We start from the raw sequence: 25,643 nt of genomic DNA, 5'->3' as shown, positions 1-25,643 counted from the left end.
TGGGGCACCGGGGGAGTGACGAGTTGATGGGCACGGCAGAGCGCCGGAGGACGACCGAGGATGAGCACGAGACATCCAGGCGTCAGTCCGGCGAGGACCGCAGGGAGTTGTGGATCGAGGAGCCGGCGCGCAGACGGCGCCTGCCCGATCCGGTGCGTACGGCCGCGGTGCGCGCCGTGATCATCGTGGCGCTGACCCTGATGCAAGCGATGACGGCTTTCCTGTGCGCGCTGGCCGGATCCTGGCTGTCCTTCCCGATGGTGCTGAGCAGCGTGGCGAGCACCGTGGTCGCCACCTGGGGCGTCCTCGACGTCTGGGTGACCCGGCAGGTGTGGAACCAGCGGCACGGCGTGGTGTCGGTCCCGAGCAGCACGGCGCGTCAGCTGCGCCGCGAGCGGCGCCGGGCCCGTCGGGAGGCCCGGACGGCGGCACGGAGCGAGGAACGCATACGGCGGCGTGGCGGAGCAGGCCAGTTGTCGCACTCCTAGCGGAGTCGGCCGCCAGTTGCCGCACTTCTAGGGGCACTCAGGCCTCTGGGAGCCTCTGGGAGCACACCGGCGCGGACTCGCGCACCGGGAGTCAGGCCGCGACAGGCACCGCGGCCAGCAGCCCGCGCCGCATCCGCATGAACGGGCGCGGCCGGTCCACCGCGAGGACCGCCGTGGTGTGCCCCTCCCGCTCGTAAGCGGCGAGGAAACTGCCTTCCTCCAGTGAGCCTTCGAGGAGGCGCACGGCGTCGTCGGCGCGCCGCCGCCCCGCGAACTGGATGCGGGAGCCGTACTGGTCGGACCAGAAGTACGGCAGCGGGCGCACGGTCTCGGCGGTGTGGCCGGCCAGCAAGTTGCGTACGGCGACGCGGGGTTGCTCCGTGGCGCTCGTCCAGTGTTCGGCGCGCGTGGTGCCCACGCGGGCGACATCGCCCACGGCGACCACGTGCGGAATGCCGGTGACGCAGCCGTCGTCGCAGAGCACGCCGTCGCCCAGGGCGAGGGTCGAGCCCGCGAGCCAGCCGGTGTTGGGGGTGGCGCCGATCCCGACGACCACCACATCGGCGGGGAGCATGCGGCCGTCGGCGAGCTCCACCGCGCGCACGGTCGCGTCGCCGTGCAGCGCGGCGACACCGGTGCCCGTCACGAGCTCCGCTCCCCCGCGCGCGTGCAGTCCGGCGCACACCGCTGCCATGTCCGCGCCCAGTTGCGGAAGCAGCGGCAGCGGGGCGGCCTCGACGACCGTCACGTCGTGCCCGAGCGCCACGCACGAGGACGCGGTCTCGGCGCCGATGAAGCCGCCGCCGATCACGACGACCCGCTGCGGCCACGCGGCGAGGTCCGCGCGCAGGGCGCGGGCGTCGTCCAGGGTGCGCAGGGTGTGCACCCCCGCCAGGGACGGGCCCGGCAGGCGGCGTGCAAAGGCCCCGGTCGCGATGACCACCCCGTCACTCGCGACGGTCCTGCCGTCGTCCAGGAGCACGGTGCGGCCCCGCGGGTCCAGGGCGCGGGCGCGCACCCCGAGCAGCCATTCGGCGGCGAGTTCGTCCGCCTCCTCGTCGTCCGACAGGGCGAGTTGATCCTCGTCCGCCTTCCCGGTGAGGAAGTCCTTGGACAGCGGCGGCCTGTCGTACGGTGGGTGCGGCTCGTCGCCGATGATCACGAGCCGTCCGTCGTATCCCTGGGCGCGCAGCTCGCGCGCCGCGTAGAGCCCGGCGAGCGAGGCGCCCACCACGGTGATGGTCCTCATGCGGCGGAACCCTCCTCGGCCACGAGGTGGACGTGGATCGTGCCGTCGTCGACGCTCACCTGATGGGTGCGCACGGGGCGGCGGGCCGGCAGGCAGGTCGGACGCCCCGTTCGGAGATCGAACGAGGCGGCATGGAGCGGGCATTCGACCAGGCATCCTTCGAGCCAGCCCTCGGAGAGAGAGGCGTCCTGGTGGCTGCAGGTGTCGTCGATGGCGTAGATCTCGCCGTCGGCGTTGAACACCGCGATGGGCGGTGTGGTGTCGACACGGACGGATTCGCCCGCGGGGAGGTCTTCAAGGCGGCAGACGGGAATCATTGGGCCCCCCTCTTGATCTCTCTCGGCCCGGTCCTGACACCTTCTCGGCCCAGGACCCTTCGGTAACATGATGTTTCGCATGGCGCACGAGGGAGCGCTATGCGCAACAGAATCCGGTCGGGATGCCCACCGCGTCAAGGGCTTCCCGAAGATGCGGCTTCAACAGGCCGCGAGGTGGTGAGAGTTGAGATATGACCGGCACGCGGAAACAGCCTGATCAGAACGAGGATCCGCGCGAGAACCGACCCGAGGACCAGCCCGAGTCGCGCGAGAAGCAGCCGAAAGGGGCCCCGGGATCTGTCCAGTCCGTGGACCGCGCGGTCAGCGTCCTGGAGATACTCGCCCGGCTCGGCGAGGCCGGGGTCACCGAGATCGCCGACGAGTTGGGGGTGCACAAGTCGACGGCCTTCCGGCTGCTCGGCGTCCTGGAGAACCGGGGCCTTGTGGGACAGGCCAAGGACCGCGGGAAGTACTTCCTGGGGGCCGGCGTACTGCGCCTCGCGGGGGCGGCGGCAGTGCGTCTGGACATCTCCCAGGAGGGCGGCCCGGTCTGCCGCGACCTCGCCGACGAGCTGGGCGAGACGGTCAACATCGCGATCCTGGACGACGACGCCGCGGTCAACATCATGCAGGCCCGCGGCCCCGCGTCCGTGACCGCGCAGAACTGGCTGGGCAGGCGCACCCCGCTGCACGCCACATCGAGCGGCAAGATCCTGCTGGCCCACCTGCCGACGACACTGCGCGAGGGCCTGGTCGCGCGGACGCTGCCGCGCCTGACCGAGCACACCGTGACCGGGACGGTGGCCCTGCGCGGCGAGCTGGAGACCGTCGTCGAGCAGGGGTTCGCCATCGCCGTGGAGGAGCTCGAGGTGGGCCTTGCCGCCGTCGCCGCGCCGGTGCGCGCGCACGACGGCAAGGTGATCGGGGCGCTCAGCGCGTCGGGGCCCGTGTACCGGCTGACCGAGGACCGGCTCACCGAGCTCGCCAAGCGCACGGTCGCCGCCGCCGTGGAGCTGTCGAGGCGGATGGGCTACGGCTTCTGACGGGACGCCACTAGACGCCTGACACGAGGGCGGAGCCGGGGATTCCTGGCTCCGCCCTCGTCCCGTTTCCGCCGCGCCCCCGGTCACGTGTCGATCGCGTTTCGCTGCGCCCAGGCGATTTGCCAAGGGTTAACTCCCACCCCTTGACGGCCTCTTGATGGCGTTCCCAGTATGTCTCTCATAGCGCAACCCGTCGTGCAGTGCGCAACAGCAGAGGAGCCTGGCCGTGCCACACGAGGTCCGTGCCGTCGTCGCCATGAAAAAGGGCGCACCCGTCGAGGTGCAGACGATCGTCGTGCCAGATCCCGGACCGGGAGAGGTACTTGTCTCCGTGCAGGCCTGCGGGGTCTGCCACACGGATCTGCACTACCGGGAAGGCGCGATCAACGACGACTTCCCGTTCCTGCTCGGCCATGAGGCCGCGGGCACCATCGAGGCCATCGGCGCCGACGTCACCGATCTCGCCCCCGGCGACTATGTGGTGCTCGCCTGGCGCGCCCCCTGCGGAGGCTGCCGCTCCTGCCTGCGCGGCCGCCCCTGGTACTGCTTCGACTCGCGCAACGCCGCCCGGCCCATGACCCTCCTGGACGGCACCCCCCTGAGCCCCGCCCTCGGCATCGGCGCCTTCGCCGAGAAGACCCTGGTCGCCGCGGGGCAGGCCGTGAAGGTCGACCCGGCGGCCCGCCCCGAGGCCGCCGGGCTCATCGGCTGCGGCGTGATGGCCGGCTACGGAGCCGCCGTGAACACCGGCCGGGTCGGCCGCGGCGACACCGTGGCCGTCATCGGCTGCGGCGGGGTCGGCAACGCCGCGATCGCCGGGGCATCGCTCGCGGGCGCGCGCCGCGTCATCGCCGTCGACATCGACGAGGCCAAGCTCGACGGGGCGACCCGGTTCGGCGCCACGCACACCGTCAACTCCCGTGGCACGGACCCGGTCGACGCGGTCCGCGAACTCACCGGCGGTTTCGGGGTCGACGTCGCAATCGACGCGGTCGGCACCCCGTCGACGTACAAACAGGCCTTCTACATGCGCGATCACGCGGGTGTGCTGGTCCAAGTGGGCGTGCCCGACCCGGATATGACGATCGATCTGCCGCTGATCGACCTGTTCTCGCGCGGCGGCGCCCTCAAGTCGTCCTGGTACGGCGACTGTCTGCCGACCCGCGATTTCCCGATCCTCGTCGACCAGTACCTCACCCGCAGGCTCGACCTCGGCGCATTCGTCTCCGAGACGATCACGCTCGACCAGGTCGAGGAGGCGTTCGGCAGGATGCACCGCGGTGAGGTCCTGCGTTCGGTGGTGGTCCTGTGAGCGGCCACGCGCCCACGCCCGCACCCACACCCACACCCACACCCACACCCACACCCACACCCACACCCCCGGAAGGATCCCCCCGCGTCGTCGTCATCGGCGCCGGCATCGTCGGCTGCTCCCTCGCGGACGAGCTGACCGCCCGCGGCTGGACCGACGTCACGGTCCTCGAACAGGGTCCGCTCCCCGCCCCCGGCGGCTCCACGTCGCACGCCCCCGGCCTGGTCTTCCAGACAGGACCGTCCAAGACCCTGACCGCCTTCGCGACGTACACGGTGGAGAAGTTCGGGGCCCTGGAAGTGGACGGCCTGTCCTGCTTCAACCCGGTCGGCGGCCTCGAACTCGCCACCACGCCCGAGCGCTGGGCCGACCTGCACCGCAAGGCCGGATACGCCGCGTCCTGGGGCATCCGCGCGGAGCTGGTCGACGCAGCCCGGTGCAAGGAGATGTGGCCGCTCGTCGACGAGAGCAAGATCATCGGTGGTCTGCACACCCCCGACGACGGGCTCGCCCGCGCCGTGCTCGCCTGCCGGGCGCAGATCGAACGGGCACGCGCGCGTGGCGCGCGGTTCCTCGACCGGCACACGGTCACCGGCATAGAACAGGAGGCGGGGCGCGTCACGGGCGTCGTCACCGACCGGGGCACGTTCCCCGCCGACCACGTCGTGTCGGCGGCCGGCTTCTGGGGTCCGGTGATCGGGCGCATGGCCGGCGTGGACATACCCCTCCTCCCGCTCGCCCACCAGTACGCGAAGACCGGGCCGCTCCCGGAGCTCGCGGGCGTCAACGACCCGCGCACGGAGGCCTCGAAGCCGATCCTCCGCTTCCAGGACCGCGATCTGTACTTCCGTGAGCACGATGACCGCATCGGCATCGGCTCGTACGCCCATCGTCCGCTGCCCGTGGACGCGTTCACGGTCCCGGCGTACGACGCGTCCGCGGAGATGCCGTCCTCGTACCCCTTCACCGAGGACGATTTCGCGCCGAGTTGGGAGGACTGCGGCTGGCTGCTGCCCTCCTTGCGCGGCACCGACGTCGCGGAGGGCTTCAACGGCGTCTTCTCCTTCACCCCGGACGGGATGCCGGTCCTCGGCGAGTCCCGTGCGCTGCGCGGCTTCTGGCTGGCCGAGGCGGTGTGGGTGACGCACTCCGCGGGCGTGGCCAAGGCCGTCGCCGAGTGGATGGTCGACGGGCGGCCCTCCGTCGACGTGCACGACTGCGACCTCACCCGCTTCGAGGACGCCCAGCGCTCCCCCGCGTACGTCGCCGAACGCGGCGCCCAGCAGTTCGTCGAGGTCTACGACGTCCTGCACCCCCTGCAGCCCATGGAGCAGCCGAGGCCCCTGCGGGTCAGCCCCTTCTACGCCCGGCAGCAGGAGCTGGGCGCCGTCTTCCTGGAGGGCGGCGGCTGGGAGCGTCCGCACTGGTACGAGGCGAACGCCCCGCTCCTCGCGGACGTCGAGGTCCCCGGACGCGACGCCTGGTCGGCCCGCCACTGGTCGCCGATCGCGGCGGCGGAGGCGAGGGCGACCCGCGAGAAGGTCGCCCTCTACGACATGACTCCCCTGCGCCGCCTGGAGGTGTCGGGGCCCGGCGCGCTCGCCTTCCTGCAGCGCATGACCTCCAACAACCTGGCCAAGAAGCCCGGCGCGGTGACCTACACCCTCCTCCTGGACGAGGCGGGCGGCATCCGATCCGACCTCACGGTGGCCCGGCTCGCCCCGGACCGCTTCCAGGTCGGCGCCAACAGCCCGGCCGACCTGGACTGGCTGCTGCGCCACTCCCCCGACGACGTGCACCTGCGGGACATCACGTCGGGCACCTGCTGCATCGGTGTCTGGGGCCCCCTCGCCCGCGACCTCGTCCAGCCGCTCACGCGTGACGACTTCTCGCACGAGGCGTTCGGCTATTTCAAGGCCAAGGAGACCTACATCGGCCAGGTCCCGGTGACGGCGATGCGGCTGTCGTACGTCGGTGAACTGGGCTGGGAGCTCTACACGAGCGCCGACACCGGCCTTCGCCTCTGGGACACGCTCTGGGAGGCGGGGCAGCGGCACGGCGTGATCGCGGCCGGGAGGTCGGCGTTCAACAGCCTGCGCCTGGAGAAGGGATACCGCGCGTGGGGCCACGACATGACCGCCGAGCACACCCCGTACGAGGCGGGTGTCGGCTTCGCCGTCCGCATGGACCGGGGCGACTTCGTGGGCCGTGCCGCGCTCGAACGGCTCGGCTCCCCCGCGCGGAGGCTCACCGCGCTGCTGCTGGACGATCCGGCCGCCGTGGTCCTCGGCAAGGAGCCGGTGTCCGTCGACGGGGTCCCGTCCGGGTACGTCACCAGCGCCTCGTACGGCTACACGCTGGGCCGCTGTGTCGCCTACGCGTGGCTGCCGCCCCTGGAGGCGGGCACGGGCGTGCACATCGAGTACTTCGGCGAGAAGGTCTCCGCGACGGTCGCCGAAGAACCGCTGTTCGACCCGAAGATGACCCGCATCCGCCGCTGAAGCCGCTTGAGGAGTACGCCACCGTGACGACGACCCCTGAGGCCCCGTCAGCCGCCAGCCTGATGACCACGCTGCCGGGCCACTTCTACACCGACCCGGAGATCTTCCGCCAGGAACAGGAGCGCGTCTTCGAGTCGCTCTGGTTCTGCGCGGTGCGCGCCGCCGACCTCGACAAACCCGGCGCCTTCCGCACCGTCCAGATCGGCCGCGAGAGCGTCCTTGTCACCCGCTCCCGCTCCGGAGAGCTGCGCGCGTTCCTCAACATCTGCCGCCACCGCGGCGCCCGGCTGTGCACACAGGAGTCGGGCGAGGTGCGCCGCGCCCTCCAATGCCCGTACCACGCCTGGACGTACGACATGGACGGCAAGCTGATCGCCGCGCCGAACCTGGTGAAGATGCCCGACGTCGACCGCACCGCGTACGGCCTGGTCAAGGTCGCGCTGCGGGAGTGGCTCGGCTACGCCTGGGTGTGTCTGTCCGACGAACCGCCCTCCTTCGAAGAGAGCGTCATCGGTGCGGCCGTGGAGCGGCTGGGCGACGCCGCATCCATTGAGCATTACGGAACCGAAGGACTCGACCTCGGCAAGCGCGTCACGTACGACGTGCGCGCCAACTGGAAACTGATCGTCGAGAACTTCATGGAGTGCTACCACTGCGCGACCATCCACCCCGAACTGACCGACGTCCTGCCGGAGTTCGCCGACGGATTCGCCGCCCAGTACTACGTCGGGCACGGCGCCTCGTTCGGCGAGGAGGTCAGCGGATTCACCGTCGACGGCAGCGCGGGCTTCGGCCGCCTCCCCGAGGTCGCCGATGACCAGGACCGCCGCTACTACGCGATCACGATCAAGCCGACCGTCTTCATCAACCTCGTCCCCGACCACGTGATCCTGCACCGGATGTTCCCGCTGGCCGAGGACCGCACGGTCGTCGAGTGCGACTGGCTGTACGCACCCGAGGTCGTGGCGTCCGGCGTCGATCTCACCAAGTCGGTGGAGCTCTTCCACCGGGTCAACGAACAGGACTTCGAGGCCTGCGAGCGCACCCAGCCCGCGATGGCGTCACGCGCCTATCGCGGGGGCGGGGTGCTCGTGCCGACCGAGCACCACATCGGGCAGTTCCACGAGTGGCTGACCGGCCTGTTGGGCTAGGCCGTAGGCGCCGGGCGCTTGTACATGCGCGTCGCCGTGATCTCGCCGTGCACCGTCTCCTCGGCCGGGTCCTGCTGCGGCAGGCCCGGCCGCAGGTGCTCCTCGACGCTGATGTACTTCAGGCCCGCGCGCAGGTCCGCGTCGTTCCGCAAGCGGATGACCAGCGGGAACTCCGCGAGTGCCGTCGTGTCGAACAGGCCGGTGGTGTACAGGAGCTGCACGCCGAGCGCGTCCGACACGGCCCGCTGGAGCTCCAGGAGATACGTGGCGTTGGCGCGGCCGATGGGGTTGTCGAGGAAGAGCGTGCCGGCGTGCCGGTGCTTGTCGCGGCCCCGGTCGTTGCTGCGCAGGGCGGCCATCGTGCAGTACAGCGCGATGGCGGCGGTGAGCAGCTGGCCGCCGGAGAAGACGTCGCCCATCTGGCCGACCGGCACGCGCTCGGCGCGCAGCACGGCGTCCGGCTTGAGGATCTCCACGGCGATGCCGCGCGGCTCCAGGGCGGCCTGGACTCCGCGCAGCAGCAGGGACATTCCGTCCCGGCGCATGTCGGAGTTCTTCTTGACCGCAGCCCGCGTGGCCTCGTCGATGACCTCGCCGAGGCGCTCCGTCAGGGTCGCCTGGTCGGGTTCGTCGAAGCGGACGCGCAGGAACTCCTGGCCCGACCACTCCCCCAGGCCCTCGGGCAGCTGCGACAGGCGCTGGGCCGACCTGAGCGTGGCGAGCGAGGACTCCACGAGCCCGCGCAGGCGGTCCACGATGCTGTCGCGGTTGCGCTCCAGCTGCTCCAGCTCGTCGGTGAGCACGCGCAGACGGGGCGCGAAGGCGTCGGCCCACTTCTTGGCGTGCTCCGGCAGCGCGGACGCGGGCAGTTCGCGGATCTGCTGGCGTGCGGGGGTGCGCACCTGCTCGTAGCGGGTGGAGTTCGCGTGCCGTACGAGGATGTCGCTGGCCTCGCGGACGGCGGCCTCGGCGGCGGAGAGGTCGGCGGCGCAGCCGCGCAGGGAGCGCCGGGTCTCGGACGCGGACTGGCGGGCCTCTTCGAGGGTGCCGGGGTAGGGCTCGGGCTCTTCGGCCGCTGCGGCGCCCTCGGTGTCCTGGTGCTGATCGCGCAGCAGGTCGCGCAGGAGGGCCGCCGTCTCGTCGAAGCCTCCGGCGGCGTCCTCGGCGGCGCGGTGAGCCTGGAGGAGGGTGGCGTGCGCGTCCTTGGCCTGGCTCAACGCGTCGGTATGGGCGGCCAGTTCGGTGGTCGCGGTGCGCAGCAGGGTCTGTGCCTGCTCGGCGTCGGCGGGGACGAGGTCCTCGGGGAGCTCGGTGTGCGCGTCGCCGTCCTGCGGCGCCAGGCGCTCGGCCTCGCCGCGGAGCCTTCCGAGCTGCTCGCTCGCGGTGGAGGCGCGGGTCTCGATGAGCTGGACCTGGGCCTCCGCGCGGGCGGACGCGGCCTGCCGGGACGGGCCGTCGGAGCCGTCCGTGCCCTCCAGGAGCAGGGCGGCGCGGGTGCGGACCTTGTTGCTGAGCCGGTCGAGCTCGGCGAGTGCGCCGCTCTCGTCGCTCTCGGCGCGGGCCTGTTCGGCGCGCAGGTCGGCGCCGACGCCGACCTTTTCGTAGAGCTGGGACGCGGCGCGGTAGGCCTCGCGGAGTGCGGGCAGCGAGGTCTTGGGGGCGCCTGCCTCCTCGGGCAGGTCCTCGGGAGCGCCCGCGATCTCGGCGCGCTCGGCGCGCAGGGCACGCGCGGTGCGGCGGGCGTCGTCGGCCGCGCGCTGGGCGGCGCGGCGGTCCTCGTCGGCGGCGCGGGCGCGGTCCAGGCAGGTCTGGGCGCGGGCCTCGGACTCGACGGCGTCGTCGGCGAGTTCGCGCAGCTTGGTCTGCCAGCCCGCGCGCTCGCGCAGGCGGAAGGCGAGGCCCGCGAGTGCGTCGGCGACGCGCCGCGCGCGCTGGGCGGCCTCCTGCCGCTCGTCACGCGCGCGTGCCGCTTCGGCCGCGGCCTCGTCGGCCTCGGCACGGACCGTGCGGGCCTCGGCGAGCTCGGCCTCGGCCTCTTCGGCGAAGGCGCGCGCGTTGCGTGCGGCGACGGCGAGCTCTTCGATGCGCCCGGCCGGACAGCCGCCGCGCCAGGAGGCGAGCCGCGCGGCGAGCTCACGGTCCTTGGCGAGACGGACGGCGAGCGCCCTGATCTCCTCGTCGCGCTGGGCCGCCCGCGCGCGGAGCGTCGTCCGCTCCTCGTCGGCGGCGTGCTCGTCGTGCATGGCGGGGTTCGGCGGTACGAGGAAGACGTCCTCGCCCTGTGCGTCCGCACCGGGGGTCGGCGCGAGGAGGGCGGCGGCGGTGCCGACGGCGACCGCGGAGCGGGGCAGCAGGGCGGCGCCCGCGAGCGCTTCGCGGGCCCGTGCGTGGGTGGCGGGGTCGGTGATGACCACGCCGTCGACCAGCTCGGGCCTGGCGGCGAGCACGCGCGCGTGGTCGGTGGGGTCGACGGCCTGCGCGAGGTAGCGCCAGCCGGGCAGGGCGGGGATGCCGTGCTCACCGAGGAACTCGACGGTGGCCAGGACGTCAGGGCCCGGCGGCAGCAGCCCGCCGTCACCGAGGGCGCCCAGGATCCGGGAGTCGTCGGCGGCCGCGGTGCGCAGTTCGAAGAGCTGGCGCTCGGCGGAGGCGACCCCGTCTTCGAGGAGCGTGCGCAGGTCGTCGGCGCTGCGGTCCAACTCGACGAGGGAGAGGGGGCCTTCGGCGAGGGGGCTGCTGGCGGTGCCGGTCTCCCCGTCCGCGCCGGGGCCCGCGGGGCCGCGGGGGTCCGGGTCCGCACCGGCCGCGCTCTTCCGGGGCAGCGGCACTCCGCCCAGGGCGCTCGCTCCCGGCAGGCCGAGCAGCTCGGCGAGGCGCTCGTCCTCGGCGATCGACTCCGCGGCACGGCGTTCCGCGTCGTACGCGTGCTCCGCGGCGTCCGCGGCGTCCGAGGCGCGGGCCGCGGTGAGCTCGGCGCGGGCCTCGGCCGCGGCCGCTTCCTTGGCGTGCTCGGAGGCGCGCAGGGACGTCTCGCGGGCGGTGTCCCAGGCGGTCACCGTGGTCTTCTCGGCATCGCTCGCGGCCAGCGCCGCGCGTGCCGGGTCGGCGTCCGGCGCGGTGTCGTCCAGCCAGCCGGCGCGGACCGCCTCCGTGGTCTCCTGCTCGACCTCGGCGAGGCGCTGGCGCAGGTGTCCGGCCTCGCTGCGGGCGCGCTGCGCCTCCGTCGCGGCGACGGTGGCGTCGCGGTGGGCGGCCTCGCCGGTCTCCTGGAGGGCGGCGGAGCGCTCCTCTTCTTCGTTCGCGAGGGACTCGGCGCCCTCGGCCGCGGTGTGCAGGACCCGGACGAGATCGCCCGCCGCCTTGGAGCGTGCGGCGAGGGCGGGCGCCGCGTCCCGCTCGGCCTCCAGGATGGCGGAGGCCACGCGCGCGGAGCGGTCGGCTGCGGCGCGGTGGCGCAGGACGGCTTCGGCCGCCTGCCAGGCGGAGTGCAGCTGGCGCGCGTCCGCGAGCTCGCGGCGCTGCGCGGCGGCGGCCTTCTCGGCGACGGTGAGCGCCAACGAGGCGTGCCGGAAGGCGAGTTCCGCGGAGATCAGCGCGGACCTGCCACGTGCCTCCTCCGCCGTGGTGACGGTGTGCGCGGCTGCGGTGACCCGCTCGGAGAGCTCCCCGGCGCGGCCCCGCTCGGTGACGCCCCGCGCCGAGAGGCGGCGGGCGAGGGTCCGGGTGCGGCGCTCGGCTCCCGCGTGCACGTCACGCGCGCGTGAGCGCGTGTCGGCGGCGTCGACGATCCGCCCGAGCAGATCGACGGAGCCCGCGGTGAACTCCCGCTCGGCGATGAGTTCGGAGCGGCGGCCCAGCTTGTTGCCGAAGCCGTGGACGAGGTCGGCGAGGCCGTCCGTGTCCCGTGTGTCCGTGACGGCGCGCAGCAGCAGGTCGGTGAAGTCGGAGTCCTTCTTGACCGCGAAGAGACCCGCGGCCTCGCCCTCGTCGGCGTTCATCTCCCGCTGGTAGCGGAAGAGCTCGGGGTCGAGGCCCAGGTCGCCGAGGTGCTCGATCCAGCGGTCGTGGATCTCCTCCCAGTGCACTTCGAGGTGGGGGTACGCCTTGCCCGCCTCGGTCAGCGCGTCCCGGAAGCCCTTCATGGTGCGCCTGCGGCCCTGCGCGCCCGACACGCCCTCCACGGACGGCCGTACGGCGGTGGACTCGGCGACCGGCAGCGAGTCGAGGCTCATCCCGGGTCCTGGCCGGAAGGAGTACCACGCCTCGGCGAACTTCCGCGGGTCGTTGGAGACCTGCCGCCCGCGCCATTCGCTGACCTTGCCGACGACGACGCACTCACCGGTCAGCGTGTGCTGCCACTCCAGGGCGACGTGCCCGCAGTCGTCCGCGAGCAGGAACTTGCGCAGCACTCCGGAGCTCGCGCCGCCCAGCGTGTTCCGGTGGCCCGGCAGCATCACCGAGAAGATCAGCTTGAGCAGGACGGACTTGCCGCCGCCGTTCTCCAGGAAGAGCACGCCCGCGGGTGCCGGGCGGCGCGGCGGCCCGGTCGGCTCCTCCTCGAAGAACTCCGCCTGGGCGGGCGCGGGGTCGGGCACCTCCGCGCCGACGCCGCGCAGGTCAAGCACGGTGTCGGCGTAGCGCGCACCGGCGGGGCCGATGGAGTAGAGGCGGACCCGGGACAGCTCGTACATGGCGGCGGACTCTCGTCGTAAGTCGTGCGGAACAACAGGAAGTTGCGGTGTGACGTCGGGGCGTCAGGGGTGGGTCGGGGCCTCAGGAGTGGAAGGGCAGACCCGCGTCGGCGGCCAGCTCCAGGTCGTCGGTCTCATCGGGGGGCAACAGGGTCGCGGACCCGTCCGTGACGGGCACGATGCCGAGCTCCAGGAGCTCGGCCATGGCGGCGCCGCCCGCCATGTCGCGCACCTGCAGCTGATAGCGGGCGGTGGTGCGGTACGTGCCGCCGGAGTCGTCGCCCGTGCGCTGCAGGAACCCGGAGTCGGTGAGGAATCCGACGGCCTTGCCGATGATCCCGGTGGTCGACCCGGCGAGGCGGCGGGCGTCCTTGGTGGCGCCCGTCGAGCTGCGCCGTGCCCAGATCCGCCAGGCGGCCTCGAGGCCGGGGGTGTCGGTCTGCGGGTCGGTGTTCTCGCCCTGCTCCTCGGCGCGCTCCTCCAGGCGGTGGCAGGCCTGGCGCACGAAGGCGTCCACGCCGTTGACCGTGACCCGGCCGATGTATCCGTCGTCGGCGAGGTCCTCGGGGCGCGGGAACGCCAGGGCGGCGACGGCGAGATGGGCGAGGCCGTGCAGGAAGCGGTCGGTGGAGTCGGCGGCGGTACGGCGCGCGTAGTCGCCCATGCGGACGGCGAACACCGAGTCCTCGGCGGCCGTCACGGCCATCCCCGCGCGCGGGGACACCTCGAGGACGACGAGGCCGAGCCCGGCGGCGACGGCGTCGGCGAGCCGCGCGAACGGCGGGTCCTCGCGGTACCGGCGCAGCAGCTCGGCGTACTCCTGGTCGCGGGCGGGCTGGAGCTTGGGCTGGAGCCCGAAGGCGACGAGGCGCGCGGCGTCGGCGGCGTCGGCCGGGGTGACGGCGGCACTCGCGGCGGGCGCCGCCGATGCCTCGGGCTCGACCCACGCGGTGTGCTCTGCGGGGTGCTCGGTCACGGCTTGTGCTCCTTGCGGCGGTCGTGCTGGTGAGTCCTGAGAGGGGCGGGAGTGTTCACGCGGCCTCCGTCCGGCCGGCCGCCATGCCGGCGGCGTCGAGCAGTGCCGTGCCCACGATGAGGTCGGCGCCGCCGAATTCCGGGTCGTCGAGTTCGGTGCCGTCGTCCACGGCGAACAGGAGCTTCTCCTCGCCCTGGCGGTAGGCGGTGCCGACCGGCGGGCTGGCCGCGTGGACGGCGAGCAGGGCGACCAGGTACGGCAGTTCGGTGTCGCGGCGGCGGGCGTCGGCGAGCAGTCCGGACAGGCGCCGTGGCGCGTCGGCCGGCAGGTCGAGCAGCTCCATGGCACCGGCGAGCTGCTCCTCGCTGAAGCGGCTGTCGTCCGGCGTGGCGATGAGGTCGGGCTCGGGCATCTCCACGCCTAGGTGTTCACGCTCCTGCGGCGGCGTGAGCAGTATGTCGACGAGGTCTCCGACGCGGACGGAGACGGGGGTGCGCAGTCCCGTGCCGCGCGCGAAGAACGCGTTCGTCACGCGGCTGGCCTGCTCGACCGGGAGCGGCAGGAGCGGCGCGAGAACCTGGCCGTACAGATCGAGTCCGGTCTGCGAGGTGGGCGCGGCGAAGGCCTGGCGGTCCTGCTCGGCGCGGAACAGGGGCCCCGCGTCCAGGAGCCGGGACTGGAGCTGTGTGTGGCGGCGGATGCAGTCCTTGACGATGTCGACGAGCTCGGCGGCGCGGCGCTTCTGCTCGGGGTCCTCGGACTCGTCGCGTGCTTTGCGGATGTTCGTCAGGATCGCGTTCTCGTGGCGATAGCGGTCGGCCACGTGGTCGAGCGCCTCCGCGATCATGTCGGGGACGGCCTGGAGCCAGTCCACCGCGCGGACGTTGCGCCGGGTGGCGTCCAGGGCTCTGCGGAGCGTCTCCGAATACTGCACCGTCCGATACCGCGCCTGCTCGGCGGCGAGCTGGGCGTCGGCGAGGCGGCCACGGCTGATGAGCACCTCGAGCTTCACCTCGGCGGCGATCTGGGCGCTCGTGACGTCCGTGTCGAGGGCGCCCACGAGGACGTTGACCGCCTCGTCCGTCGTACGGAGGTAGACGCTCCCGCCGTACCCGGGGACCTCTTCGATCAGCTTGAAGTCGTAGTCCCTGCGCACATAGGTGCCGTCGGGCGCGAACGTGCCGTACACCGCGCGGAAGCCGCGGTCGACGCTGCCGACGTTGATCAGGTTCTCCAGGACCCAGCGGGCGACGCGTTCGTGCTCGGCCACGGGGCGCCGGGGCGCCTGGGCTCCGACGCGCGGGAGCAGCCTGGCCACTATCTGCTCGTGGTCGGCGCCGGTGTCGAAGTCCATGTTCAGGGTGACGAGGTCGATGGCGGAGAGGGCCACTTCCGCCATCGCGTACACCGAGTACTCGCCCGCGAGGTTGGCCTTGCGCACGTCCAGGTCGTGCAGCGGCGCCGTGCAGGCGAGCGCGCGGAGCCGCCGCGCCAGGCCCTCGTCGGCGGCCGGGCCCGGTGCGGGCCTCGGCCCCGCGCTGAGCTGGGGCGGAGCGGTGTCCGAAACGGCAGGCGAAGTCACGGTGCACAGACTAGATCCTCGGTCTGACAACGGTCGAAACGGCGCAGATCTGACAGCGCCGGCCGCAGCCCCCGCGGGGCTCAGGAACCCGCCCGCTCGCCCTCCGCCACGCGCTGGCCGTAGGCCTCGACGAGGCCGCGCCGCGAGTCGTCCAGGTAGACCGCGAGCAGCCTCTCGGCCTGTGCGGCGTCGCCCTCCTGGAGGGTCTGCAGGAGCTGCCGATTGCGTACGAGGTACGGCTCGTGCAGCCGGCGCGGATCGTCCACCACGTGGAAGGCCAGGCGCAGTTCGGCGAAGACGCTGCGCATCACCTCGTCGGTGCGGGCGCTTCCCGCGAGGGCGACCAGTTCCCGGTGGAAGTGGATGTTGGCGGTGGAGACGCCCTTCCACTTCCGCTCGCGCGCGGCCTTCGTGCCGTCCGCCACGGCGCTCACGAGTCCGTCGAGCGCGAAGGGCGGATCCCCGAGTCCGCGGACGACCGCGCATTCGACGAGGCGTCGGGTGCGGTAGATGTCCTCCACGTCATCAATCGTGAGAACTCGGACAAATACCCCACGGTTGAGCTGGTGGACGAGCAGCCGTTCGTGCGTGAGGAGGCGGAAGGCCTCACGCAGCGTGTTGCGCGAGACGCCGAGCGCGCCGCCGATGCTGTCCTCCGACAGGCGCGCTCCCGGCGGGAAGTAGCCCTCCGCGATGCGGCTCCGGAGGATGTCCGAGACCCGTTCCGCGGTGCTGGTGCGCCCCAGGAGCGCACGGTCGTCGGCCAGTCCGCGCGCGTCAGCCATTCCCTCAGCCATGCCCGGATTCAATCGCAGATGCAAGAACGAAACAACATGGGTATTGAGGGATCGTTCAACGATCCTCTACCTTGTCGGGCACGGCACTGTCCCCGCCCGTGCCGGACGACCTGCCCGCTCCGCACCACCCCTGCCCGCTCCGCACCCTCCGTCCCCCCTCTTGCGAGGTGCCCATGAGCACACCCCCTCCGCCCCAGGCCCTTTCGACCGACACACCTCCCGTGGACGGCGAACCCCCCAACGAAGACGGCGCGTTCGGCTGGCTGCGTGCCCTCGGCCCGCGTGGCCGCCGCGCCTTCGGCGGCGCTTTCGGCGGCTACGCCCTCGACTCCTACGACTACTTCACGCTGCCGCTGAGCATGGTCGTGATCGCCGCGTACTTCGGCCTGGACAGCGGCCAGACCGGCCTGCTCACCACGGTCACGCTGGTCGTCTCCGCGATAGGCGGCGCGATCGCCGGGGTGGTGGCGGACCGGATCGGCCGGGTCAAGGCACTGATGATCACGGTCGTCACGTACGCCGTCTTCACCGTCGCCTGCGGCTTCGCGCCCAACTACGAGACCCTGCTGGTCTTCCGCGCCCTCCAGGGCCTCGGTTTCGGCGGCGAGTGGGCGGTCGGCGCGATCCTGGTCGCCGAGTACGCCACCGCCAAGAACCGCGGCCGCACGCTCGGCGCGATCCAGAGCGCCTGGGCGATCGGCTGGGCGCTCGCAGTGATCGTCTACACCGTGGTGTTCCAGGTCTTCGACGAGGACCTCGCCTGGCGCGTGATGTTCTGGACCGGCGCGCTGCCCGCCCTGCTCGTCGTCTACGTACGACGCAATGTGCACGACGCCCCGGACGCGGCCGAGGAGCGCAAGAAGAGCGCGGACAAGGGGTCGTTCACCGCGATCTTCAAGCCCGGCCTCCTGCGCATCACGCTCTTCGCGGTCCTGCTGTCCACCGGCGTACAGGGCGGCTACTACACCCTCGCCACCTGGGTTCCCACGTACCTGAAAACCGAGCGCGGCCTCACCGTGGTCGGCACGGGCGCCTACCTCACGTTCCTGATCTCCGGGGCCTTCATCGGCTACCTGGCAGGCGGCTATCTCACCGACATCCTCGGCCGCAAACGGAACATCACGCTCTTCGCGTTCCTCTCCGCGGCCAGCATCCTGGCGTACACAAACATCCCGGACGGGGCCAACGGCCTTCTCCTTGTGCTCGGTTTCCCGCTCGGCTTCTGCATGTCGGCCATTTTCAGCGGCTTCGGCTCGTTCCTCAGCGAGCTCTATCCGGCGGCCGTGCGCGGCACCGGGCAGGGCTTCACGTACAACACCGGCCGCGCCGTGGGCGCCGTGTTCCCCACCATGGTCGGCTTTTTGGCCGACAGCTGGGGCGTGGGCGGCGCGCTGATCTTCGGCGCGATCGGCTACGCGATCGCCGTGCTCGCGCTTCTCGGGCTGCCCGAGACACGCGGGAAGGAGCTGGTGTGAGCTCCATGACCACGGCGCTGCAGAGCCCCGCGGAAGCCCGCGCGCTCTTCCGTGCGGGCACGAGCGGGCCCACCACGGGCTGGGCCGCCGGCCACACCCAGGCCAATCTGATCGCCGTGCCCGCCGACTGGGCGTACGACATGCTCCTGTTCTGCCAGCGCAACCCGAAGCCCTGCCCGGTGCTCGACGTCACCGACGCGGGCTCCTGGACCACTCCCCTGGCGCCCGGCGCCGATCTGCGGACGGACCTGCCGCGCTACCGCGTGTGGGAGGACGGCGAGTTGACCGACGAGCCCACGGACGTGGTCGACCGGTGGCGCGGCGACCTGGTGTCCTTCCTCATCGGCTGCAGCTTCACCTTCGAGTGGGCGCTGTCGGAGTCCGGCGTCCCCATGCGCCATGTCGAGCAGGGCCGCAACGTCTCCATGTACGTGACCGCGCACCCCTGCCGCCCGGCGGGACGGCTGCACGGCCCCATGGTGGTCTCCATGCGCCATGTGCCGCCCGAGCACCTCTCGGCGGCGATCAGGGAGACCTCCCTGCTGCCCGCGGTGCACGGCAGTCCGGTGCACTGCGGCGACCCGGCGGGGCTCGGCATCGACGATCTGGCCCGGCCCGACTTCGGTGATCCGGTGGCCGCCGAGCCCGGTGACATCCCGGTGTTCTGGGCGTGCGGAGTGACACCGCAGGCCGCCGTGATGGCTTCGCGTCCGCCGTTCGCGATCACGCACGCGCCGGGCCAGATGTTCATCACCGACGCACGTGACGAGCAGTACCGGGTGGCCTGAGCGGGCCACCCGGACGGAAACAGGAGAACCACCCGCATGACGACCGATGCCGTGATCGATCTCAACGCCGACCTCGGTGAGGGCTTCGGCCGCTGGCGCCTGACCGACGACGAGGAGCTGCTCTCCGTCGTCACCAGCGCCAATGTTGCCTGCGGCTTCCACGCGGGGGACGCGGCCACCATGCGCCGCGTGTGCGAGCAGGCCGCCGCGCGGGGCGTGCGGATCGGCGCCCAGGTCTCCTACCGCGACCTGGCGGGCTTCGGGCGCCGCTCCATGGACGTACCGGCCGACGAGCTGGCGGCCGAAGTGGCGTACCAGATGGGCGCCCTGGAGGTCTTCGCGCGGGCGGCGGGCACGCGCGTGTCGTACGTGAAGCCGCACGGCGCGCTCTACAACCGCGTCGTCCACGACGAGGAGCAGGCGCACGCCGTCGTCGAGGGGGTCCTGCTCGCGGATCACACGCTGCCCGTCCTGGGGCTGCCCGGATCGCGCTTCCTGGAGGTGGCCGGCAAGGCCGGACTCCCCGTCGTCACCGAGGCGTTCGCGGACCGCGCGTACACCCCGCAGGGCACTCTCGTGCCGCGCGGCAGCGACGGCGCCGTCATCACCGAGGCGGACGCCGTCGTCGAACGCTCCGTGGGCATGGCCAGGTTCGGGACCGTCACCGCCCAGGACGGACAGCGGATCGACGTCAGCGCGCGCTCGCTGTGCCTGCACGGCGACACCCCGGGAGCGGTGGCCCTCGCCCGGCAGGTCCGTGCGCGCCTCGCGTCGGCGGGCGTCCGGGTGGAGGCCTTCGCGTGAGGGTGCTCCCGGTCGGCGATCTGGCGCTGCTCGTCGAACTCGCCGACGGCGACGAGGCGCAGGCGCTCCACGCCGAGCTGCTGCGCCGCAGGGCCGCGGGCCTGCTCCGCGTACGGGAGATCGTGCCCGCGGCCCGCACGGTGCTCCTGGACGGCCTCGACGAGCCGGACCGCGTCGGCGCGGAGCTCGCCGCCCTGGAGATCCCGCCGCTGTCGGCGCGCGACGAGGACGTGCGCGAGATCCCGGTCCGCTACGACGGCCCCGACCTGGCGGATGTGGCGGCCCACTGGGGTGTGCCGGTGACGGAGGTGGCGCGGATCCACTCGGCGGCCGAATTCCGGGTCGCCTTCTGCGGGTTCGCCCCCGGCTTCGGCTATCTCACCGGGCTGCCGGAGCGCTACGAAGTGCCACGCCGGGCCACGCCCCGCACGAGCGTCCCGGCCGGCAGCGTCGCCCTGGCCGGGCCGTACACGGGAACGTATCCGCGCTCCTCACCCGGCGGATGGCAGCTGATCGGCACGACGGACGCCGTCCTGTGGGACCACGCGCGCGTGCCTGCCGCGCTGCTCACCCCTGGCGTGCGGGTGCGCTTCGTCCCCGTCCCGGAGGAACGATGACCGACCGTGCCTTCGCCGTCGTGCGGGCCGGGGCGCTGACCACGGTGCAGGACCAGGGCCGCCCCGGGCACGCGCACCTCGGAGTGCCGCGCTCCGGAGCCCTCGACCCGGCCGCGGCGCGCCTCGCCAACCGTCTCGTCGGCAACCCGTCCGGCGCCGCCGTCCTGGAGACCACCCTCAACGGCTGCTCGGTGCGGCCGCGTTGCGCGGTGACGGTGGCCGTCGTGGGTGCGCCCTGCCCGGTGACGGTCGACGGCCGCCCGGTGGCGTGGGGTGAGCCCGTGCGGGTACCGGCCGGTGCGCTGCTCGACGTCGCAGCGGCCGTCTCCGGAGTACGTTGCTACGTCGCGTTCGGCGGCGGAGTGCGTGTCGACCCGGTGCTCGCGAGCCGCTCCACGGACCTGCTCTCGGGGCTCGGCCCGCCGCCCCTCGCGGACGGAACCGTGATCCCTCTGGGGCACGCTGCCGCGCCCCACGCGCGCGTGGACACCGTCCCGCATCAGGCGCCACCGCACGAACTGGTCCTGCGGGTGACGTCCGGACCCCGAGCCGACTGGTTCACCGCATCGGCCCTGCGCACGCTGACCACGCGCGCGTACCGGGTGTCATCGGCGAGCAACCGCATCGGCCTGCGCACCGAAGGGCCTTCCCTGGAGCGGGCGTTCACCGATGAACTCCCCAGCGAGGGCATGGTCCTCGGCGCCGTCCAGGTGCCGCCGGACGGCCGGCCCGTGGTCTTCCTCGCCGACCACCCGACGACCGGGGGCTATCCGGTGATCGCGGTGGTCAGGGAGGCGGACCTGGCCGGGGCCGCGCAGGCGGTGCCGGGCACACCGGTGCGTTTCGTCCCGGCGGGGCGGCGGTGAGGCCACTCGCCCCGGGCCACCCACGGACCCCTACGCCGCGTCCGGCTGCTCGGCCGCACTGAGGGCAGCGAGCGCCGCCGTCACCGCGTGGGTGGCGCTCAGGTCGAGCCGGGCGCTGCTGCCCCGCACTTGGTGACGTACCTCGTCGGCCGCGAGGGTGAGCAGCTGGGGCAGCAGATCGGTGCACCGGCGCGCCACCCAGCCGGTCCCCGCGGTGGCCAGCCACAGCAGGCTCGCCGACCGCGTGGGTGAGGGCAGTTGGGGCTCGCACGAGGGCGGGCTGCCCGCCGCAAGGCCCCGCGCCGCGAGCAGTGCGTGGAAACGGGCGGCGACGAGACGGTGGCCCCGCTCGCCCGGATGCAGCCGGTCCGCGCTCCACAGGGTGCGGTCGGTGACCCACTCGTCCTCCGCGAGGTGCAGGTGGACGGCGCCGTACCGCTCGGACAGGGCGTGCACGACGGCGTTGACCGCCCGTTGCCGCCGGGCGAGGGGGCGGGCCAGCGCGCCCGGGAGGCCGAGCATGGCCCCCGGGTCCGGGAGGCAGGCGGTGAGCAGTTGGGCGCCGTTCCGCGCGGCGGCGGCGTAGACCTCGTCGAGGTGTGCCGCCACGGCCCGGATGTCGAACGTGCAGCGGAGGGTGTCGTTGACGCCGACGATCACGGAGACCAGGTCGGGCCGCAGCTTCAGCGCCTCGGGGAGCTGCCGGTTCAGTACGTCCCCGGTCTGGGCACCGCTGACGGCGAGGTTGTGGAACTCGACGGCCCCGCAGGACGGGGCGAGCAGCGCGGCCCAGCCCCGCCACCCCGCCTCCACGGGGTCCCCTATGCCTTCGGTGAGGGAGTCACCCATGGCCACAAACCTCAGCCGCTTCACGAGGCACGTCCCTCGTGGGGCGCCGGCCCGCAACCAGAGCGGTCGCCGAGCCCCGCGTCATGCGCCCCCAAGAACCCCTCCACCGCCCCCTCCCACCCAAAGCACTCCGCACGCGCGCGTGCCGCCTCCCTGCGTGGACGTTCAGGGCGCGCGAGCAAGGTACGCACGGCCGTCGCGAACGCCTCGCCGCTGTCCGTCGCCGCCGCGCCCGCACCGCCCACGATCTCCGGGAGCGCCGACGACGCGCTGGCCACCACCGGCGTACCGCACGCCAGCGCCTCCAGGGCCGCGAGCCCGAACGTCTCGCAGGGCCCTGGTGCCAGGCAGACGTCGGCCGTGGACTGCAGCGCCCCCAGGGCCGCGCGGTCCGCGACGTGCCCCAGGAACGTCACCGGCAACCGCCGCTCGCGCGCCCGCAGTTCCAGGCGCGTCCGCAGCGGGCCGTCCCCCGCCACCACGAGCGCCGCGGGCACGCCCCTGCCACGGAGCACCTCCAGGGCATCCAGCGCCATGCCCGGCCGCTTCTCCACGGAGAGCCGGGAGCACAGCAGGAGAAGCACCTCGCCCCCTCCCGCGAAGCGGGCACGCACGCGTGGATCACGCAGCCCCGGACGGCTGCCCGCCAGGTCGACGCCGAGTGGCGCACGGACGACGTTGCGCGCCCCGATCCGGACGAACTCGCGCTCGGCCCACTCCGTGGTGCACACGACACGCGCGTACGCGTGCGCGGTACGGGAGTTGAGTGCGTCGGCCGCGCGCAGGGCGGCCTCCTGGGGCATGCCCCAGGACCTGAGGACGCCGTCCGCCGTCTCGTGGGAGACCATCACGGCAGGGATCCTGCGGTGCCTGGCCCACGCTCCGGTCCAGCGCAGTGTCGTGCGGTCGGACACCTCGATGCGGTCGGGCGCGAGGCGTTCGAGGAGCCGGGCCACCCTGCGGCGGTCGGTGAGGACGCGGTAGCCGCCGGTGCCCGGGAGCAGCGTGCCCGGCAGGGTCACGACGCGGCCCTGGTCGGTGTCCCGGACCCCGGGCCGTTCGCCGGGCACGATCAGCACGGGCTCGTGCCCTGCCGCGAGGTAGCCGCGCCCCAACTCACGCAGCGCGGTGCGCAGTCCGCCCGACGAGGGGGCGACGAAGTTGGCGAGCCGCACGATCCGAAGGGACGCGGAACGCGGCCCACCGGGCCGCACCGTGGTCTCCCTGTACAGGGCCGCCCTCATGCCGCCACCACCGTCCGCGCGGCGAGCACCTGGGCGTAGTGGTCGACGAGTTGCTCTCCCACCGCCTCCCAGGTCCGCCCCTCGACGGCCGCGCGCCCGGCCCTCCCGTACGCAGCCCGCAGCCCCGGATCGGCGGCGAGCGCCCAGACGGCGTCACGCACCGCGAGGGCGTCGTGGGGCGCCACCAGGACGCCGGTACGGCCGGGGACGACGAGGTCCAGCGGTCCTCCTGCGGCGGGCGCGACCACCGGCACACCGCTGGCCATGGCCTCCTGCACGGTCTGGCAGAACGTCTCGTAGGGCCCGGTGTGCACGAAGAGGTCCAACGAGGCGAAGATCCGGGCCAGTTCGGCCCCGGTGCGGCGCCCCAGCATGAGCGCGCCCGGCAGCGCCGCCCGCACGGAGCCCTCGCTGGGGCCGTCGCCGACGACGACAAGGCGTACGCCCTCCAGGGAGCACACCCCGGCAAGGAGTTCGACCTGCTTCTCGGGAGCCAGACGCCCCACGTAGCCGACGATCAGCTCACCGTTCGGGGCGAGTTCACGGCGTACGGCCTCGTCCCGGAGGGCGGGCCCGAACCGGGCGGTGTCCACACCCCGCGGCCACAGCCGCACCCGCGGCACGCCGTGCGTCACGAGATCGCGCAGGGCGGCCGACGAGGGGGCGAGGGTGCGGTCGGCCGCGGCGTGGACGGCGCGGATGCGCCGCCAGGCGGTGGACTCCCCCATCCCCATGTACGTACGCGCGTAGCCGCCCAGATCCGTCTGGTAGACGGCGACGGCGGGAATGCCCAGGCGCGCGGCGGCGGCCATGCCGCGCGCACCGAGGACGAACGGGCTGGCCAGATGGACGATGTGGGCGCGGTGCGCGCTCAGCGCGGCCGACAGACGCCTGCTGGGCAGTGCCACCCTGACCTGCGGATATCCAGGGAGGGGCAGGGAGGGGACACGGATGACGGGACAGGGCGCACTGGCATCGGCTGCGGCGTCCGCCCCGGCCGCGGGGGCCGGGGCGATGACCAGGGGGTCGTGACCGTGCGCGGCGAGCTGCCGGGCGGTCTGCAGGGCGCAGTGCGCCACGCCGTTGACGTCGGGAGGGAAGGATTCGGTGACGATGACGACACGCATACCCGTGTTGTCGTCGTGCGGGGCGTGGTCACGTCAACGTGGATCTTTCCTGGCGAGGAACGTCCCATGAGCGTTCCGCTCCGCACGCGCCCGCCCCGGGGGCGCGTCCAGCCGTTCCGCCGCAGCGTCGACCGTCCCGCCGCCGCGTCGACGGCGCGCCCGGCTACACCTCGGCCGCGTCGGGGCCGATCCTGCTCCGTACCGCGGTCTGCACCTCGTCCTCCTCGGCGGGGTCCGCGGCGAGCCTTCTGAGCTGGGTGACCACGCGGGCGTCTCCGGTCTCGGCGTGCCGGGCGGCGACCTCGCGGGTGGACTCCTCGCAGTCCCACAGGCATTCGACGGCGAATCCGGCGGCGAAGGAGGGGTCGGTGGCGGCGAGGGCGCGTGCGGCGCGGCCGCGCAGGTGGGAGGAGGCGGTCTCGCGGTAGACGTGTCGAAGCACGGGGGCCGCGCAGGCGATGCCGAGGCGCCCGGCGCCGTCGACGAGGGTCCAGAGGGTCGGTGCGTCCGGGCCTTCGCCCCGGACGGCCTCGCGGAGGGCGGCGAGGACGAGCTTGCTGTCCTGGGCGCCTCCCCTGCAGGCGAGCACGCGTCCGGCGGCGGCGCCGAGCGCGTCGGGACGCAGGGCCCAGCGGCGGGCCCGCTCCACGGCGGCGACGGAGCGCATCCGCTCGAAAGACTCGGCCGCGGCGTCCACGACGGCCCGTGACGGGCTCTGGACCGCGTACTCGATCAGGTCGAACACATCGGGATCATGGGCGTCCGCGAGGTAGCGAAGGGCCGTGCCGCGCGCCCCGTCGGAGCCGGTGCGGGCGGCTTCGAGGATCTCGGCGCGGTCCTCGGGCCCGGCCACGGCGCTCAGGCAGCGGGCGGCGGGCACATGCAGGACGGCGCCGCGTTCGAGCCCTTCCTGCGCCCAGTCGAAGACGGCCTGGACGCTCCATCCCGGGCGTGGGCCCGATGGCCGCATCTGGCGCTGCCATCGGTCGAAGGAGCCCTGCTCCCGGGCGGTCCTCACACGGGCGCCGACGGCCTCGCGCGGGTCCTCCTCCCACAGCCGCCAGGGCCGGGGTTCGTAGGCGTCGCGCACGGCGGCGGCCAGTTCGGCCTCGCCCTCGGCGTCCGAGGGGAATCGGGCGAGCACGGGCACGGCGAGGGCGCGCAGGCCCGCGTCGTCGTCGCGCAGCGCCAGTTCGTCCAGGGCCCAGGCCCAGTTGGCGCCGAAGGCCGCGTACCTGCGCAGCAGTTCGAGGGCGTCGTGCCTGCCGTACGAGGCGAGGTGCCCCAGGACGGCGAGCGCGAGGCCGGTGCGTGAGTCGTCCGTGTCCAGGACGTCCTCGGGGTCGAAGAGGTGCCGCTCGATCACCTCGATCCCGCCGCGGAGATCGAGGTAGAGCCGGGCGTAGTAGAGGGAGCGGTTCTCCACCTGCCAGTCGTGGCGTGGGTCGTGGAGCACGCAGGTCTCGAGGGCGGCGAGCGCCTCGGAGCGGGGGGCGGTGAGTGCGTGCAGCGTGCCGTCGCCGCGGCCCCGCTGCAGCAGGCCGAGCAGCGTACCGCTGGGCGCTATGACCGGATCGAACATGGGAAACAGCCTCACATCAAGCGTCGACGCAACCGGGAATCGTGAATTACCTGGCCGTGCGCCAACACGTCGGGCCGCCCGCCGTCTCTTGCTTGCTGTAGACCATCTTCCTCTGCCTCTCGTCGGTGGCCCGCAGGGATCCCGGACGGGAGGTCCGGGGGCGGGCCGCTCACGGTCCGCGCGG

General features: G+C 73.3%; 20 protein-coding genes. 10 read left to right on the top strand and 10 right to left on the bottom strand.

Annotated features, from left to right (window positions below; genetic code table 11):
- The first annotated feature begins 26 nt into the window (after positions 1 to 26).
- Positions 27 to 488 (top strand): hypothetical protein, encoded by a 462-nt coding sequence (locus AC07AG_RS33425; protein WP_478759903.1) that lies wholly within the window; start codon positions 27 to 29, stop codon positions 486 to 488.
- Between the two features lie 91 nt (positions 489 to 579).
- Here AC07AG_RS33425 and AC07AG_RS33420 read toward each other — a convergent pair whose 3' ends face one another.
- Together AC07AG_RS33420 and AC07AG_RS33415 are read right to left on the bottom strand one after the other, a co-directional pair.
- Positions 580 to 1,737, bottom strand: a complete 1,158-nt coding sequence (locus AC07AG_RS33420) for an NAD(P)/FAD-dependent oxidoreductase (protein WP_478759902.1) — start codon at positions 1,735 to 1,737, stop codon at positions 580 to 582.
- Entirely contained in the window at positions 1,734 to 2,054 is a 321-nt protein-coding gene (locus tag AC07AG_RS33415) for a bifunctional 3-phenylpropionate/cinnamic acid dioxygenase ferredoxin subunit (RefSeq protein WP_478759900.1), read from the bottom strand. Before AC07AG_RS33415 ends, AC07AG_RS33420 begins: the two co-directional genes overlap by 4 nt.
- A 191-nt stretch (positions 2,055 to 2,245) precedes the next feature.
- Here AC07AG_RS33415 and AC07AG_RS33410 point away from each other — a divergent pair, with 191 nt between their 5' ends.
- The 4 genes from AC07AG_RS33410 (at position 2,246) to AC07AG_RS33395 (ending at position 8,061) form a co-directional block, all read left to right on the top strand.
- Complete coding sequence (locus AC07AG_RS33410) at positions 2,246 to 3,097, top strand: IclR family transcriptional regulator (RefSeq protein WP_478759898.1); 852 nt, start codon at positions 2,246 to 2,248, stop codon at positions 3,095 to 3,097.
- A gap of 226 nt (positions 3,098 to 3,323) precedes the next feature.
- A complete protein-coding gene (locus AC07AG_RS33405) occupies positions 3,324 to 4,409 on the top strand; it encodes an S-(hydroxymethyl)mycothiol dehydrogenase (RefSeq protein ID WP_478759896.1) in 1,086 nt (361 codons plus the stop codon).
- A 95-nt stretch (positions 4,410 to 4,504) separates the two neighbouring features.
- Entirely contained in the window at positions 4,505 to 6,910 is a 2,406-nt protein-coding gene (locus AC07AG_RS33400; RefSeq protein WP_478759972.1) for a GcvT family protein, read from the top strand.
- Between the two features lie 23 nt (positions 6,911 to 6,933).
- Complete coding sequence (locus tag AC07AG_RS33395; protein WP_478759894.1) at positions 6,934 to 8,061, top strand: aromatic ring-hydroxylating oxygenase subunit alpha; 1,128 nt, start codon at positions 6,934 to 6,936, stop codon at positions 8,059 to 8,061.
- Here AC07AG_RS33395 and AC07AG_RS33390 read toward each other — a convergent pair.
- From AC07AG_RS33390 to AC07AG_RS33375, 4 genes are all read right to left on the bottom strand, one after another.
- Positions 8,058 to 12,752, bottom strand: coding sequence for a coiled-coil domain-containing protein (locus AC07AG_RS33390; protein WP_478759892.1), 4,695 nt, complete (start codon positions 12,750 to 12,752; stop codon positions 8,058 to 8,060). The two genes, AC07AG_RS33395 and AC07AG_RS33390, sit on opposite strands and share 4 nt — an antisense overlap.
- Before the next feature lie 82 nt (positions 12,753 to 12,834).
- Positions 12,835 to 13,728, bottom strand: a complete 894-nt coding sequence (locus AC07AG_RS33385; protein WP_478759891.1) for a hypothetical protein — start codon at positions 13,726 to 13,728, stop codon at positions 12,835 to 12,837.
- Between the two features lie 55 nt (positions 13,729 to 13,783).
- Positions 13,784 to 15,310: a hypothetical protein gene (locus tag AC07AG_RS33380; protein WP_478759889.1), complete on the bottom strand. Its 1,527-nt coding sequence runs from the start codon at positions 15,308 to 15,310 to the stop codon at positions 13,784 to 13,786.
- A gap of 80 nt (positions 15,311 to 15,390) precedes the next feature.
- A complete protein-coding gene (locus tag AC07AG_RS33375; RefSeq protein WP_478759887.1) occupies positions 15,391 to 16,107 on the bottom strand; it encodes a GntR family transcriptional regulator in 717 nt (238 codons plus the stop codon).
- Between the two features lie 173 nt (positions 16,108 to 16,280).
- Between AC07AG_RS33375 and AC07AG_RS33370 the strand changes: the two genes are divergently transcribed.
- From AC07AG_RS33370 to AC07AG_RS33350, 5 genes are read left to right on the top strand one after another with little or no spacing between them, the layout of a single operon-like run.
- On the top strand, positions 16,281 to 17,582 hold the full coding sequence (locus AC07AG_RS33370) for an MFS transporter (RefSeq protein ID WP_478759886.1): 1,302 nt from the start codon (positions 16,281 to 16,283) through the stop codon (positions 17,580 to 17,582).
- Between the two features lie 5 nt (positions 17,583 to 17,587).
- A complete protein-coding gene (locus AC07AG_RS33365) occupies positions 17,588 to 18,370 on the top strand; it encodes a putative hydro-lyase (RefSeq protein WP_478759970.1) in 783 nt (260 codons plus the stop codon).
- 36 nt (positions 18,371 to 18,406) lie between these two features.
- On the top strand, positions 18,407 to 19,174 hold the full coding sequence (locus AC07AG_RS33360; protein WP_478759884.1) for a LamB/YcsF family protein: 768 nt from the start codon (positions 18,407 to 18,409) through the stop codon (positions 19,172 to 19,174).
- Positions 19,171 to 19,791, top strand: coding sequence for a 5-oxoprolinase subunit B family protein (locus tag AC07AG_RS33355; protein WP_478759882.1), 621 nt, complete (start codon positions 19,171 to 19,173; stop codon positions 19,789 to 19,791). Before AC07AG_RS33360 ends, AC07AG_RS33355 begins: the two co-directional genes overlap by 4 nt.
- Positions 19,788 to 20,657 carry a 5-oxoprolinase subunit C family protein gene (locus AC07AG_RS33350; protein WP_478759880.1) on the top strand — a complete coding sequence of 290 codons (870 nt, stop codon included), beginning with the start codon at positions 19,788 to 19,790 and terminating at the stop codon, positions 20,655 to 20,657. The genes AC07AG_RS33355 and AC07AG_RS33350 overlap by 4 nt, the downstream gene beginning before the upstream one ends.
- 30 nt (positions 20,658 to 20,687) lie before the next feature.
- Here AC07AG_RS33350 and AC07AG_RS33345 read toward each other — a convergent pair whose 3' ends face one another.
- The 4 genes from AC07AG_RS33345 to AC07AG_RS33330 all read right to left on the bottom strand — a co-directional run bounded on the left by AC07AG_RS33345 (position 20,688) and on the right by AC07AG_RS33330 (position 25,459).
- Positions 20,688 to 21,530, bottom strand: coding sequence for an SGNH/GDSL hydrolase family protein (locus AC07AG_RS33345; protein WP_478759878.1), 843 nt, complete (start codon positions 21,528 to 21,530; stop codon positions 20,688 to 20,690).
- The gene (locus tag AC07AG_RS33340) at positions 21,527 to 22,750 is read right to left on the bottom strand and encodes a glycosyltransferase (protein WP_478759876.1); all 1,224 of its coding nucleotides are present in this window, start codon (positions 22,748 to 22,750) and stop codon (positions 21,527 to 21,529) included. Before AC07AG_RS33340 ends, AC07AG_RS33345 begins: the two co-directional genes overlap by 4 nt.
- Positions 22,747 to 23,877, bottom strand: a complete 1,131-nt coding sequence (locus AC07AG_RS33335; protein ID WP_478759874.1) for a glycosyltransferase family 4 protein — start codon at positions 23,875 to 23,877, stop codon at positions 22,747 to 22,749. The genes AC07AG_RS33340 and AC07AG_RS33335 overlap by 4 nt, the downstream gene beginning before the upstream one ends.
- A gap of 163 nt (positions 23,878 to 24,040) precedes the next feature.
- Positions 24,041 to 25,459 (bottom strand): HEAT repeat domain-containing protein, encoded by a 1,419-nt coding sequence (locus AC07AG_RS33330; RefSeq protein WP_478759872.1) that lies wholly within the window; start codon positions 25,457 to 25,459, stop codon positions 24,041 to 24,043.
- Positions 25,460 to 25,643 lie beyond the last annotated feature (184 nt).

This window comes from Streptomyces sp. NPDC044044, from assembly GCF_056434405.1.
Note: the sequence above shows the minus strand (reverse complement) of the source record. Positions and strands in the feature narration are given on the sequence as shown.

Bases quoted from the DNA above. Each gene is read 5' to 3' on its own strand.
- AC07AG_RS33335 (WP_478759874.1), bottom strand. From the start codon at position 23,877: ATGCGTGTCGTCATCGTCACCGAATCCTTCCCTCCCGACGTCAACGGC.
- AC07AG_RS33365 (WP_478759970.1), top strand. From the start codon at position 17,588: ATGACCACGGCGCTGCAGAGCCCCGCGGAAGCCCGCGCGCTCTTCCGT.
- AC07AG_RS33330 (WP_478759872.1), bottom strand. From the start codon at position 25,459: ATGTTCGATCCGGTCATAGCGCCCAGCGGTACGCTGCTCGGCCTGCTG.
- AC07AG_RS33415 (WP_478759900.1), bottom strand. From the start codon at position 2,054: ATGATTCCCGTCTGCCGCCTTGAAGACCTCCCCGCGGGCGAATCCGTC.
- AC07AG_RS33360 (WP_478759884.1), top strand. From the start codon at position 18,407: ATGACGACCGATGCCGTGATCGATCTCAACGCCGACCTCGGTGAGGGC.
- AC07AG_RS33410 (WP_478759898.1), top strand. From the start codon at position 2,246: ATGACCGGCACGCGGAAACAGCCTGATCAGAACGAGGATCCGCGCGAG.
- AC07AG_RS33370 (WP_478759886.1), top strand. From the start codon at position 16,281: ATGAGCACACCCCCTCCGCCCCAGGCCCTTTCGACCGACACACCTCCC.
- AC07AG_RS33375 (WP_478759887.1), bottom strand. From the start codon at position 16,107: ATGGCTGAGGGAATGGCTGACGCGCGCGGACTGGCCGACGACCGTGCG.
- AC07AG_RS33390 (WP_478759892.1), bottom strand. From the start codon at position 12,752: ATGTACGAGCTGTCCCGGGTCCGCCTCTACTCCATCGGCCCCGCCGGT.
- AC07AG_RS33425 (WP_478759903.1), top strand. From the start codon at position 27: ATGGGCACGGCAGAGCGCCGGAGGACGACCGAGGATGAGCACGAGACA.
- AC07AG_RS33420 (WP_478759902.1), bottom strand. From the start codon at position 1,737: ATGAGGACCATCACCGTGGTGGGCGCCTCGCTCGCCGGGCTCTACGCG.
- AC07AG_RS33340 (WP_478759876.1), bottom strand. From the start codon at position 22,750: ATGAGGGCGGCCCTGTACAGGGAGACCACGGTGCGGCCCGGTGGGCCG.
- AC07AG_RS33350 (WP_478759880.1), top strand. From the start codon at position 19,788: ATGACCGACCGTGCCTTCGCCGTCGTGCGGGCCGGGGCGCTGACCACG.